Below are 13864 nucleotides of genomic sequence, written 5' to 3'. Positions count from 1 at the left end.
ACGAAAAAAGCCCTTCAAATTGTTAATAAAAAACATGAAAAAAGAAGGTTTAAAGGCTTACTGAGACTATTGAAATCGTTAACTTAGCACGTTTTGAAATAATAAAAAATATCTTAATAATTTATATATGGCAGAAGGAGAAAAACTCATTCCTATTAATATTGAAGATGAAATGAAATCGGCTTACATTGATTATTCGATGTCAGTCATTGTGTCACGTGCTTTACCAGATGTTAGAGATGGATTAAAACCGGTTCATAGACGTGTGCTTTATGGCATGCATGAGTTAGGTGTTAGAGCAAATACAGCACATAAAAAATCCGCAAGAATAGTTGGAGAAGTTTTAGGAAAATATCACCCGCACGGTGATACATCGGTTTACGATGCCATGGTGCGTATGGCTCAGGAATGGAGTTTGCGTTACATGCTTGTAGATGGACAAGGGAATTTTGGGTCTATTGACGGAGATAGTCCTGCAGCAATGCGTTATACAGAAGCACGTATGCGTAAAATTTCTGAAGATATGTTAGCGGATATTGAAAAGGAAACTGTAGATCATCAACTTAATTTTGATGATACTTTACAAGAACCTAAAGTATTGCCAACCCGTATTCCAGGGCTTTTAGTAAATGGCGCTTCAGGTATTGCGGTAGGAATGGCAACTAATATGCCTCCGCATAATTTAAGTGAAGTGATTGACGGTATTGTTGCATATGTTGATGATAACGATATAGAAGTAGAAGAACTTATAAAATACGTTAAAGCTCCAGATTTCCCAACTGGAGGAATTATTTATGGCTATGATGGCGTTAAAGAAGCCTTTATGACTGGTCGTGGGCGTATTGTTATGCGTGCAAAAGCAATTGTTGAAGAAGTTCAAGGACGTGAGTGTGTTGTGGTAACCGAAATACCTTACCAAGTTAACAAAGCTGACATGATTAAAAAAACAGCTGATTTGGTAAATGAAAAGAAACTTGATGGTATAGCTACTATTAGAGATGAATCAGACAGAAACGGTATGCGTATTGTTTACGTTTTAAAACGTGATGCTATACCAAACATCGTCCTAAATAAATTATATAAATATACCGCACTACAATCGTCTTTTAGTGTTAATAACATAGCTTTGGTAAATGGCCGTCCAGAATTATTGAATCTTAAAGATATGATTCATTATTTTGTTGAGCATAGACATGAGGTTGTGGTAAGACGAACAACTTATGAACTTCGTAAAGCAGAAGAACGCGCACATATCCTAGAAGGATTAATTATTGCTTCAGATAATATAGATGAAGTAATAGCTTTAATTCGTGCCTCATCCAATGCAGATGAAGCTCGTGAAAAATTGATTGAGCGTTTTAAACTATCAGAAATTCAAGCCAAAGCCATTGTGGAAATGCGTTTGCGTCAACTCACTGGTTTAGAGCAAGATAAATTAAGGGCAGAGTATGAAGATTTAATGAAAACCATTGAAGATTTAAAAGACATCTTAGATAAAAAAGAGCGTCGAATGGAAATCATTAAAGAAGAATTACTGGTTGTAAAAGATAAATATGGAGATGAGCGTCGTTCAGTTATTGAATATGCTGGGGGTGATTTGAGTATTGAAGATATGATTCCAGATGAGCAAGTTGTTATAACAATTTCGCATGCTGGATACATTAAACGTACCTCATTAAACGAGTATAAAACACAAAACAGAGGAGGTGTTGGCCAGAAAGCTTCTACCACAAGAAACGAAGATTTTTTAGAGTATTTGTTTGTTGGTACAAATCACCAGTATATGTTATTCTTTACTCAAAAAGGAAAATGTTTCTGGATGCGTGTTTATGAAATACCAGAAGGTAGTAAAACATCAAAAGGTAGGGCCATTCAAAATCTTATAAATATAGAACAAGATGATACTGTTAAAGCATTTATCTGTACTCAAGATTTAAAAAACGAGGATTATATTAATAGCCATTATGTTATTATGGCAACTAAAAATGGTCAGGTTAAGAAAACGTCTTTAGAACAATATTCTAGACCAAGAACTAATGGTATTAATGCCATTACTATTAAAGATAATGATGAATTGTTAGAAGCTAAATTAACAACGGGTAATAGTCAGGTTATGTTAGCGCTTAAATCTGGTAAGGCCATCCGTTTTGAAGAAGCTAAAACACGTCCTATGGGGCGTAGTGCATCTGGTGTTCGTGGTATTACATTGGCAAATACGGAAGATGAAGTAATTGGCATGGTTACCATTGAAAACCCACAAGAAGAATCTGTTTTAGTTGTTTCTGAAAATGGGTACGGTAAACGTACTTATATTGACGATCCTGAAGATGGAGAACCAGTTTACAGAATTACAAATCGTGGAGGAAAAGGTGTGAAAACCATTTCTATTACAGAAAAAACTGGTAAATTAGTAGCTATAAAAAGTGTTACAGATACGGATGATTTAATGATTATCAATAAATCTGGAATAGCAATTAGATTAGAAGTGAAAAATTTAAGAGTTATGGGTAGAGCAACGCAAGGAGTTAGACTTATAAACCTTAAAAATGCAGATTCTATTGCTGCTGTTGCTAAAGTGATGCATGAAGAGGATGAAGAAGTTACATTGGATGAAACTACTGAAAGCAATGACACTCAGGATGATGGCACAACTCTTGATACCAATCAAGATGAAACAATTAATGACAATTAAATAAATATTTTAAAAATGAAAAAACGAGTTATTTTAGCTTTAGCGTTTTCAGTGAGTGCATTTGCTTTTGCACAAAAAAAAGAATTGAAAACGGTTGCTAAGGCAATTAAAAGCAATAATTTTGCGGAAGCAAAAGCAGCATTAAATCAGGCAAAAAGTATGATGTCTGTTATGGATGAAGGTCAAAAAGCAGATTATTATTATTATTTTGGACAAGCTTTATATGCTAACGGAGCTGGATCTATTGATGATATTGATGCAGCTTTAATGAATTTTGATAAAGTAGAAGGGGAGTATGCTTCAGAAATTAAAGGAATAAAAGAAGAGATTACCAATAAAATGATTACACTTGGTAATAAAGCGTACGAGAATAAAAATTTTTCTACGAGTTCTGATTATTTTGAGAAAGCTTACAGATTAAGAACTTCTGATACTACTTTTTTATATTATGCAGCTAGTATGGCTATTAATATTCCAGATTACAACCGTGCTTTAACACTATATGAAGAACTTAAAGATTTAGGTTATACAGGAGTTGAAAAACAGTATTTTGCTGTTAATAAAGAAACAAACACAAAAGAGTCTTTTCAGAATAAAGAAATGAGAGATCTTTCTGTTAAAGCTGATTCTCATATTAATCCTACTGATGAATTTACAGAATCTAGAAAAGCAGAAATTGTAAAAAATATAGCTTTAATTTATAAGGAGAATGGTGAAGATGATAAAGCTATAGAGGCTTTAGTTGATGCTAGAAAAGAGAATCCAGATGATTTAAATTTGTTAATGGTTGAAGCAGAGTTACAACTTAAATTAGGAAACCGTGAGGCTTTTAAAGAGTTGATGGAAGAAGCAACAACTAAAGATCCAAACAATGCTGAATTACAATATAATTTAGGTGTTATAGCAAATGAATCTGGAGATAAAGAAGCAGCTAAAAAATATTACAATAAAGCTATTGAATTAGATCCTCAACATGTAAATGCAAATATAAATATAGCTTCTATAGTTTTAAGTGCAGAAGCTGATGTTGTAACTGAAATGAATGGGTTAGGAACTTCTACTAAAGATAACCTACGTTATGATGAATTAAAGAAGGTTCGTCAGCAAATTTATAGAGATGCTATTCCTTATTTAGAAAAAGCGTTAGAAATCAAATCTGATAATATTGATGCAGCAAAAACATTAATGAACATTTACAATATAGTAGGTGAATCAGATAAAGGAAAAGAGATGAAAGCAAAAGTTGATGCTTTAGAAGCTGCTGGGAATTAATTCTTATTTAGTATATATAAAAAAAAAGTCGCTGTTAGCGGCTTTTTTTTTATATCACTTTTTTTATAACACGAAGTTTGTGTGTATGCATTTTTTTATCAACATTGTAAATACCAGAATGATCTAAACGGTCAATTCTTACTTTACCATGTGCATGGATAATATAATTGTTTTTCATAATAATTCCCACATGGGTAATGATACCCTCGTTATTATCAAAAAAAGCCAAGTCACCTGGTTCACTTTCTTCAATAAAACTTAAAGCTTCACCTTGAGTTGCTTGTTGTGAAGCATCGCGTAATAGTTTATAACCATTGAGTTTGTATACCATTTGTGTAAAACCAGAGCAGTCTATTCCAAAAGGTGTTTTTCCTCCCCATAAATAAGGAGCGTTTAAGTAGAAAAAAGCCGTATTGATTAAGTTTTCTTTTGGATGTTTACCTTTAACTAAATTACCATCATGAGAATGATTTAATAAAGCCAGTCCGTTTAAAGATGACCCTAATAAAATTGGATAGAGCTGTTCTTGTTCATCTTCAATAAATTCAACTAAATCTGTTGAAAGTATTGGAGATACATCTTGTAAATTTGAGTATTGATCAGCGGTTATTTCAAGATATTGTTTATTATCTATCCAGCCTTCATATTTATCAAAAGCCAGGCGTATTTTGCTCCAAGATTTTCGTTGCTCTAAAATTTTAAAATGATCGCCATATAAAACCTGCGAAACCAATTCACTTGAATCTGAGGCTTCAAAACGTAAAGGGGCTATGCTTAAATTACAAATTCCGTATTGCATTTAGGTGTTATCTATTGCTATTAATTATTTATGCTTGTTAGTTGTGTTAAAAGAAAAATGCTGCATTGTAAGTGAAAATATTTAAGTTATGGTTGTTTTTATATTAATATAGTAATAGTAAAAAGGTTTAATTTAATAGTATCAACGTTTAATAATAATAGCAGAAGCACCACCCCCCCCATTACAAATAGCTGCGGCTCCAATTTTAGCATTATTTTGCTTTAATACATTTAATAATGTAACAAGGATTCTTGCACCAGAACACCCTAAAGGATGTCCTAATGATACAGCTCCTCCATTAATATTTACTATGTTATCGTTTAGGTTAAGTAATTTTATATTAGCCAATCCGACTACAGAAAACGCCTCATTAAATTCAAAAAAATTAACATCAGTCATTGATAATCCAGCTTTATACAATGCTTTAGGAAGTGCTTTTGCAGGAGCTGTAGTAAACCATTTTGGCTCTTGGGCTGCATCGGCATAACCTTTAATTGTAGCCAAAGGTTTTATGCCTAATGATTTTGCTTTTTCTTTACTCATCAATACCAAGGCTGCAGCTCCATCGTTTATTGTAGATGCATTGGCAGCAGTTACACTGCCATCTTTTGAAAATGCTGGACGTAATTTTGATATTTTTTCAATTTTAACATTCGTAAACTCTTCATCTTTGTCAACAATGATTGATTCCCCTCGACGTTGGGGCACTTCAACAGGCACTATTTCATTATTGAATTTACCAGTTTCCCAAGCTTTTGCAGATCGTTTGTACGATTGTATAGCATAAGCATCTTGTTCTTCTCTTGAAAATTGATATTCTTTTGCGCATAAATCGGCATAAATTCCCATAGCGTTTTGATCGTATGCATCAACCAAACCATCTTTCTGCATGCCGTCAATTAATGTGGATGCGCCAAATTTAATACCAATTCTGGTATACAAATAATGAGGAATTAAACTCATGTTTTCCATACCGCCTGCAACAGCAATTTCAATGTCTCCTAAAGCAATAGCTTGCGCTGCTTGCATAACTGCTTTCATGCCTGAAGCACAAACTTTATTAATGGTAGTACAGGGTACCGTATTAGGTATTCCTGCAAATATAGCAGCTTGTCTAGCAGGAGCTTGGCCTTCACCAGATTGAACAACATTACCCATTAAAACTTCCTCTACCAATTTGGGCTTTAGATTTATTTTTTCTAAAGCTCCTTTAATAGCAATAGCACCAAGTTTTGGAGCAGGAATGGTAGATAAAGCTCCCATAAAACTTCCAATCGGGGTTCTAACTGCCGATACAATAACTACTTCTTTGTGCATGATTAATGGTTTAGCGCATGGAAGCGAAAATAATCATTTTTTAATAGAAATTATAGGGATTGAGGTATTATGAAAAAAAAACTATAACCCTTATAAATTTATTACATTTGAATAATAGAAATGATAGTGTATAAATGAAGCAATTAGAAAAACACATCATAAACAAATATTTTTAGGAAAAATAAAACCACTTAAATTGGTTAATGCATTAATACATGAATGATTTCATAAATAAACTTTACAGAAACCATTCCTTAATTTATAAAGGATTGTTGTTTATAGTTACCACTTTTTTAATTGTTTACCTATTCCCTAAAAGTGGAAAATTTAAGTATAGTTTTGAAAAAGGAAAACCTTGGCAATCAGAAAATCTACAAGCTCCATTTGATTTTGCCATAAAAAAAGCCGATGAAGAAATTGCGTTAGAAAAAAAGACTATTACTGAAAATGCAACATTGTATTTTGATTTAGATACTGTTATTGTCCGAAGAATTAAGAAAAAATATCCAGAAATTTTTTATGAAAATTTTTCTGATTCAATTTATAATAGACAGAAAGAAATTCTTTTAAAAGTTGGAGAGCAAATTATATCAGAACTTTATAAGTATGGCGTTTTAACGGGGAGTTATGATTTTAATGACGAAAAATCGGTTGTTATTCTTGATGGTCGAGTAGAAAAACACAAAACAATTTATTCCAATTTAACACATCAGGATAAAATTACGCCTATTATTGAAAGAGTGCTATTAGATCAAAATTTAAATGCTTATAAATCAGATTTTGTGTCTTTATTTTTTGATTTAATTGAACCAAATTTGGTTTATGATAAATCATTTACTGAAAAAGTATTAAATGAAGAACTTAATAAAATATCGTATACAAGAGGAAGTATCGCTAAGGAAACACTAATTATTTCTAAAGGAGAAATTATAGAAGGTGATAAATTTCAGATATTAAAATCGTTGCAATCTGAGTTTGAGTCGCAGGTATGGAATGAATCTAACTACAACTGGATTCTATTTGCATATACTTTGTTAGTAGCATTAGCTTTATTGATGTTGCTTTTGTTTTTAAGAAAATATCGATTAGATGTATTTGAGAACAACACCAAGGTGACTTTTATATTTTTCAATATATTTTTAATGGTATTACTAACAACTTTGGTAATAAATTACAATTCACAATATATTTATGTGGTGCCAATTTGTATTTTACCATTAGTATTTAAGGCCTTTTTTGATGCTAGACTGGGGCTGTTTTCACATGTTATTACAGTACTATTATTAGGATCAATTGTACCGAATAGTTATGAGTATATGTTTTTACAAATTATAGCAGGAATTGTAACTATTTTAACTGTTTCAGAATTGTATAAACGAGCTAATTTGTTTATATCGGTTGGTCAAATTACTTTAATTTATATCATTGCTTATTTTGCTTTTTTTGTAATCCATGAAGGTAGTGTAGAAACTATAAAATGGCAGACCTTTGGATTGTTTGTGTTATGTGGGTTTGCAACACTGTTTGTACAACCTTTAATTTATGCTTATGAAAAACTTTTTGGATTGGTTTCTGATGTATCGCTTTTAGAATTGTCAGATACCAACTCTAAACTCCTTAAAGAACTATCAAATAAAGCTCCAGGGACATTTCATCATTCATTGAATGTAGCAAACCTTGCTGAATCTTCAGCTAATGAAATACGGGCAAATGCAATGCTTGCACGTGTGGGGGCATTATACCACGATATAGGAAAAATGAAGAATCCTACTTATTTTATTGAAAACCAATCAACAGGTATTAATCCACATGATGAATTGTCTGCAAAAGAAAGTGCTAGAATTATAGTTGATCATGTAATTAATGGTATAGAGATAGCAAAAAAACATAATCTGCCAGATAGAGTAGTTGATTTTATTCGCACTCACCATGGATCTAGTTTGGTTTATTATTTTTATATGAAGGAAAAAGAAATTGATCCAGATGCTATTAAAGCTGATTTTTGTTATCCAGGACCTAAACCTTTCAGTAAAGAGACGGCAATTTTAATGATGTGTGATAGTGTTGAGGCAGCATCAAAGAGTTTAAAAAATCCAACTTCCACTAAAATTGATGCTTTTGTAGAAAGTATTATTAATAAACAAATTGAAGATGGTCAATTTTTGAATGCTAACATTACTTTTAAGGAAATTCAATCCATAAAAAAAGTGTTAAAACACAAGTTAGCAAACATTTATCATTTGCGTATTGAGTACCCAGAATAAAAACAGAAAAAAGTAAAAAAATAGTTGCGTTATATGTGGATATAATATACATTTGCAACCGCAATTTTATTGCAATGTTCATAAACATTAGGAGAGGTGCCTGAGTGGCCGAAAGGAGCGGTTTGCTAAATCGTCGTACCCCAAAAGGGTACCCGGGGTTCGAATCCCCGTCTCTCCGCAATTATTTGGTTAACTATTGGATTTTGTAGTGTTAATTGAAAACAATATTTAAATAGTATAATTAATAATAATTGAATTTTTAATTCAAGGTTTATTCGGGGTGTAGCGTAGCCCGGTTATCGCGCCGCGTTTGGGACGCGGAGGTCGCAGGTTCGAATCCTGCCACCCCGACACTGTTTTCGTAGAAACATTAAAACTACGGGCTCTTAGCTCAGCTGGATAGAGCACCTCCCTTCTAAGGAGGCGGTCGAAGGTTCGAATCCTTCAGGGCTCACTTAAAGCTTCACTAGAAATAGTGAGGCTTTTTTGTTTTTATAGGGTTTGTAGTGCTTCACAAGGTTTTATAGAGCTGATCTCATTATTTCAATACAATCCATTATTTATTAAAAGTGTGCCTTTTTGGTGTACTATTAGGTGTACCCTTTTTTCTTCAGGTGTACCTTTTTAAACTCAAATAAAAAGATGAATGATTATAAACTCGCTATATTGTTTTTACTGAAAAAGGTAAAAACAAATAAAAAGGGATTATGCCCTATAAGATGTAGAATTACATACTCTAAAACTAGGAAAGAGTTCTCCACAGGACTACTTATAAAACCTGAGGCTTGGGATAGTAAACAACAAGTTGCTAAACCTCCCAATAAAGAGAATAATATATTGAATGCGCATTTGAGCCTTATTAGTCAGAAGATTAATGAGGCTTTTTTGATGCTTCAAATTTCACAAGAAAACTTTGATGTAGATGATATTTACAGGAAATATAAAGGTGAAGATGTAAAGACTGAAATTGCCATATTAGGTGCTTATGATTTGCATAATGAAAAGACCAAAAAGTTAATAGGAGTAGACTTTAACAAATTGTCTTGGAGTAGGTATGTGGAAAGTAGGAGGAAGGTGGCTGAGTTTATAAAGGTGTACTATAAGAAAAATGATGTTAAGCTAAGCAATTTGGATTTGAAGTTTTAGTAGAGGTATGAAGTAGATTGATACAACTTCCACCACAGAAGTAAGAAAAGTGACATTAAAAGCTTTAAAAATTGTAAAACGTACAAAACAAACTCATTTTTCATCAATCAAATGGTGATAGTATACTTATATTTTATGTGAAAGTAAAAAATACAATAAATGGAAAACACCTATAAGGATAAAGGGCAGGTGTTCATTACAAATTTATAAAGCCAGATGTTCAGTTGCTTTTAAGTTCCTACACCGCTGTTAAAAGTTTTTGTTTTTCAAAAAGTTGTATATTATTAATTAATTGTTCTTTTACAATATTCATCATGCGTTTATTTAAAGCAGAGGAATTTTCAATATAAATCAGATATTCTTCAACTGTAAAAAGTCCAATAACCATTCCTTTTAGTGAATTTCGAAATTTCACATCTTTTTGAATGGCGTTTTCAATATAATTAATACGTTTATCTAAAGTGAAATTATAAAAAACACCTTTATGTTTATTGATGTAATTTTTAAAAACCTCAACAAACAAGCCTGATTGAAGTCTGATTATAGGGCGTAATACTAAATTTTGAAACCGTTCATCACTACTCATGTTGTCGTTTATTGTAGTAGAAGCAACTTCTGGGCGTATACTCTTTAAGTTAAATTGTCTTGTGTTCATGATTTAGAGTTTTAATAAAATTAAAGGTTTTAAGTCCTTTATATAATTAAGAATCATTATAATTGTTAACGAGGTTATTAACATTAGTAGATTTTTCTATCTTTGCCTATAATTGAAACAAGAAATTTGCAAGTGTTAAAACTTACAACATATTCATTTTAATTGACCACTAAACTATCCTAAATTTTAAGGTTTTAACAAAAGTAAGTTGTTTTTGCACTATAATATACATAGTTGAAACTACTTAAACATACTTTATAAATTACAATTGAATCATGAATTTTAACACAAGAAAATGGGTTAAACCCGAAGATTTGAATGCCAACGGTACACTTTTTGGAGGACGATTATTAGAATGGATAGATGAGGAAGCTGCTTTGTATGCTATTATACAACTTGAAAACCAAAAAGTTGTTACTAAATACATGAGTGAAATAGATTTTAAATCATCAGCTAAACAAGGGGATATTGTAGAAATTGGTATTGAAGTTGTAAAATTTGGAAATGCTTCTTTAACGTTATCTTGTGAAGTTAGAAATAAAATGACTCATGAAACTATCATAACTATTTCAAACATAGTCATGGTTAATATTGGAGTTGATGGCCATGCCAAAGCTCATGGAAAAACCCAAGTGGAATATGTTGTAGATAGATTAAAGTAAATTTACTTTTAAAAATTTTAACCAATAATGATTTTCTGTTAAGAAATTATCGGTTTTTTTTTATTCCACTAATAATCATATAAAAATCTATTTAAATCTTCCTTAATCTTTATTAAATGATGATATAAAAGGAGTTTTTAGTAAATTTGTATCCTTTTTGAAAAATTATGTTCATTTTTTTAAATGAGTATACCTTCAAAAAATAGGATAAACATTTAAACTATAATTATAAACACTAATATGAGTAAGACATTATTTGACAAAGTTTGGGATTCACATGTTGTGCGTCATGTGCAGGATGGACCAGATGTATTCTTTATTGATCGTCATTTCATTCATGAAGTTACAAGTCCAGTAGCTTTCTTAGGATTAGAAAGTAGAGGTAACAGTGTATTGTATCCAGAACGTACTTTTGCTACTGCCGATCACAATACCCCAACAATCAATCAACATTTACCTGTGGAAGATGCTTTGTCTGCAAACCAGTTAGATGCTTTGGAAAGAAATGCAAAAAAGCATGGTATTTCTCACTGGGGATTGGGAGATGAAAATAACGGTATTGTACACGTTGTGGGACCTGAAAATGGTATTACATTGCCTGGCGCAACTATTGTTTGTGGAGATTCCCATACGTCTACTCATGGTGCTTTTGGTGCTATTGCTTTTGGTATTGGTACCTCTGAAGTAGAAATGGTATTGTCTACACAATGTATTATGCAATCTAAACCTAAGGCCATGCGTATTAACGTAAATGGAAAATTAGGTTTGGGGGTTACTCCTAAAGATGTAGCTTTATATATTATTTCTAAACAAACAACTTCTGGTGCTACAGGTTATTTTGTAGAATATGCAGGAGATGTTTTTGAGGATATGACTATGGAAGGTCGTATGACTGTATGTAACTTGTCTATTGAGATGGGGGCTCGTGGCGGTATGATTGCTCCAGATAAAAAAACGTTTGAATATATTAAAGGTCGTGCATTAACTCCTAAAGGAGCTGATTGGGACAAAGCTATGGAATATTGGAATACCTTGAAAACAGATGAAGGTGCCAAATTTGATGCCGAATTTAATTATGATGCAGCCGATATAGAACCAATGATTACTTACGGAACAAACCCAGGAATGGGGATGGGGGTAACTAAAGATATACCTAATGCTGAAGCGGTTGAAGGCGGTGTTGAAACTTATCGAAAATCTTTAGGCTATATGGATTTTCACGAAGGTGAAGCTATGATTGGTAAAAAAATTGATTTTGTGTTTTTAGGTTCATGTACAAACGGACGTATTGAGGATTTTAGAGCATTTTGTTCAATCGTAAAAGGTCGTAAAAAAGCAGATCACGTTACAGCTTGGTTGGTTCCAGGATCTCATAAAGTAGTAGATCAAATTAAAGCAGAAGGATTGGACAAAGTCATATCTGATGCAGGATTTGTATTAAGAGAGCCAGGGTGCTCAGCATGTTTAGCAATGAATGATGATAAAATTCCAGCAGGAAAATTATCTGTGTCAACATCTAACCGTAATTTTGAAGGTCGTCAAGGTCCAGGGTCAAGAACCTTATTGGCTTCTCCTTTAGTTGCAGCAGCATCGGCTGTAGAAGGTGTCGTTACGGATCCAAGAACAATTTTAAATGCTAATGTTGTCGCATAATTTAGGCAATCAGCTGAAGTAAAATAATAATAAAATATGCTAATAGCGAAAAGCTAAAGGTTAAAAGCAAATTACAAAATGGCTTACGATAAATTTGAAGTATTAACAAGTACAGCGTACCCACTTCCAATAGAGAATGTGGATACAGATCAAATCATTCCAGCTCGTTTCTTAAAAGCAACTGAGCGTGTAGATTTTGATATCAATTTTTTCCGTGATTGGAGATATAATAGTGATGGAACACCTAAGGCTGATTTTCCATTAAACCAAGAAAAATATGCAGGATCTAAAATTTTAGTGGGAGGCAGAAACTTCGGTTCTGGTTCTTCAAGAGAGCATGCCGCTTGGTCTGTTTATGATTTTGGGTTGCGTTGTGTTATTTCTTCTGCATTTGCAGATATTTTTAAGAATAACTGTTTGAATATTGGTGTATTACCAGTACAAGTATCAGTAGCATTTGCAGATAAATTGTTCAAAGCAATTGAGGCTGACCCTAAAACAGAGATTAGAGTAGATTTACCTAATCAAACAGTTACTTTATTAGCTACTGGTGAATCTGAATCTTTTGATATTAATCTTTACAAAAAAGATAATATGTTAAATGGATTTGATGATATTGATTATTTAAAAAACATTGAAGAGGAAATTACTCAATTTGCTAGTAAACGACCATTTTAAGTTAGTTTTAATAGGAAATTTTAAATCTTATTAAAAGAATTTTTATTTGCTATTTAACTTACGTGTTGTATTTGGGTGACAACATAGATATCGTTGTGTTTTCTTCATGGCCAAGAACCACTTCTGAAAAAAATAATTAGATTTTAAATTGATATAAAGAATATCATACTTTCAAAATAAAACTATGGATTTTATAAAAGTTCATAGTTTTATTTTAATGTGTATCTTTTTTTCCAACCTGAAAAAATAAGGCACCAATAGCCATAATAAGCCCAATAAATTCTCTGGAACCTTCCAAATAGGGTTTTTCATAAACCATTTTCCCGAAAATTTCTTCTTTGTGTTCTGTGTTTAACCAATCAAAAAAATAGAAAAAATACCTGCTCGCATAAAGTGAATAGCCAATTATGAGCACCCAAATGATGATTCTATGTATGCTTGTGTAATTTGAAATAATAGAAACAAGTGCTACAATCATATACAATGAGAACCAAAGAGTAGGGTCTGGGTCATTAAGTTGGATGATGGCAAATAATGAAAACATAGTACTTAATACGATATTGAGATTTCTTTTTGATTTTGTAATATTTTGATGGTTAGTCATTAGTTGTTTTTTTATGAAATTTGTTTAAAATTTAAATAAAATAAATTTACAAGAATATTTACAATAAAAGTAATTTTTTAATAAGCATAAATTAAGGAAGTTATCGCTTAATAGTCGTTTTT

The 13864-nt window shown here is 32.0% G+C and carries 11 protein-coding genes and 3 tRNA genes; 10 read left to right on the top strand and 4 right to left on the bottom strand.

Annotated elements, in window-relative coordinates; genetic code table 11:
• Positions 1-127 precede the first annotated feature (127 nt).
• Complete coding sequence (gene gyrA, locus APS56_RS03265; protein WP_054724732.1) at positions 128-2692, top strand: DNA gyrase subunit A; 2565 nt, start codon at positions 128-130, stop codon at positions 2690-2692.
• A gap of 15 nt (positions 2693-2707) precedes the next feature.
• On the top strand, positions 2708-3964 hold the full coding sequence (locus tag APS56_RS03260) for a tetratricopeptide repeat protein (RefSeq protein ID WP_054724730.1): 1257 nt from the start codon (positions 2708-2710) through the stop codon (positions 3962-3964).
• Between the two features lie 49 nt (positions 3965-4013).
• Here APS56_RS03260 and APS56_RS03255 read toward each other — a convergent pair whose 3' ends face one another.
• Together APS56_RS03255 and APS56_RS03250 are read right to left on the bottom strand one after the other, a co-directional pair.
• Positions 4014-4763: a C40 family peptidase gene (locus APS56_RS03255; RefSeq protein WP_054724728.1), complete on the bottom strand. Its 750-nt coding sequence runs from the start codon at positions 4761-4763 to the stop codon at positions 4014-4016.
• Between the two features lie 141 nt (positions 4764-4904).
• Positions 4905-6080 carry an acetyl-CoA C-acyltransferase gene (locus APS56_RS03250; protein ID WP_054724726.1) on the bottom strand — a complete coding sequence of 392 codons (1176 nt, stop codon included), beginning with the start codon at positions 6078-6080 and terminating at the stop codon, positions 4905-4907.
• 215 nt (positions 6081-6295) lie between these two features.
• Between APS56_RS03250 and APS56_RS03245 the strand changes: the two genes are divergently transcribed.
• The 5 genes from APS56_RS03245 (at position 6296) to APS56_RS03225 (ending at position 9490) form a co-directional block, all read left to right on the top strand.
• Entirely contained in the window at positions 6296-8344 is a 2049-nt protein-coding gene (locus APS56_RS03245) for an HD family phosphohydrolase (RefSeq protein WP_054724724.1), read from the top strand.
• Positions 8345-8434: 90 nt separating this feature from the next.
• Positions 8435-8522 (top strand) — tRNA-Ser (locus APS56_RS03240).
• Positions 8523-8620: 98 nt separating this feature from the next.
• A tRNA-Pro gene (locus APS56_RS03235) sits at positions 8621-8695 on the top strand.
• Positions 8696-8724: 29 nt separating this feature from the next.
• Positions 8725-8798: transfer RNA gene (locus APS56_RS03230), tRNA-Arg, on the top strand.
• A gap of 188 nt (positions 8799-8986) precedes the next feature.
• The gene (locus tag APS56_RS03225) at positions 8987-9490 is read left to right on the top strand and encodes an Arm DNA-binding domain-containing protein (protein WP_082379236.1); all 504 of its coding nucleotides are present in this window, start codon (positions 8987-8989) and stop codon (positions 9488-9490) included.
• A 238-nt stretch (positions 9491-9728) separates the two neighbouring features.
• Here APS56_RS03225 and APS56_RS03220 read toward each other — a convergent pair whose 3' ends face one another.
• Positions 9729-10145, bottom strand: a complete 417-nt coding sequence (locus APS56_RS03220; RefSeq protein WP_054724722.1) for a hypothetical protein — start codon at positions 10143-10145, stop codon at positions 9729-9731.
• A gap of 275 nt (positions 10146-10420) precedes the next feature.
• Here APS56_RS03220 and APS56_RS03215 point away from each other — a divergent pair, with 275 nt between their 5' ends.
• The 3 genes from APS56_RS03215 to leuD all read left to right on the top strand — a co-directional run bounded on the left by APS56_RS03215 (position 10421) and on the right by leuD (position 13138).
• Positions 10421-10807 carry an acyl-CoA thioesterase gene (locus tag APS56_RS03215; protein ID WP_054724720.1) on the top strand — a complete coding sequence of 129 codons (387 nt, stop codon included), beginning with the start codon at positions 10421-10423 and terminating at the stop codon, positions 10805-10807.
• A gap of 240 nt (positions 10808-11047) precedes the next feature.
• A complete protein-coding gene (gene leuC, locus APS56_RS03210; RefSeq protein WP_054724717.1) occupies positions 11048-12460 on the top strand; it encodes a 3-isopropylmalate dehydratase large subunit in 1413 nt (470 codons plus the stop codon).
• 78 nt (positions 12461-12538) lie between these two features.
• Entirely contained in the window at positions 12539-13138 is a 600-nt protein-coding gene (gene leuD, locus APS56_RS03205; protein ID WP_054724715.1) for a 3-isopropylmalate dehydratase small subunit, read from the top strand.
• 214 nt (positions 13139-13352) lie between these two features.
• On the opposite strand, the gene APS56_RS03200 is transcribed toward leuD, so the two are convergent.
• On the bottom strand, positions 13353-13742 hold the full coding sequence (locus APS56_RS03200) for a transmembrane 220 family protein (RefSeq protein WP_054724713.1): 390 nt from the start codon (positions 13740-13742) through the stop codon (positions 13353-13355).
• Between the last annotated feature and the right edge of the window lie 122 nt (positions 13743-13864).

The organism is Pseudalgibacter alginicilyticus (assembly GCF_001310225.1).
In the GTDB taxonomy this organism is placed as follows: Bacteria; Bacteroidota; Bacteroidia; order Flavobacteriales; family Flavobacteriaceae; genus Pseudalgibacter; species Pseudalgibacter alginicilyticus.
Note: the sequence above shows the minus strand (reverse complement) of the source record. Positions and strands in the feature narration are given on the sequence as shown.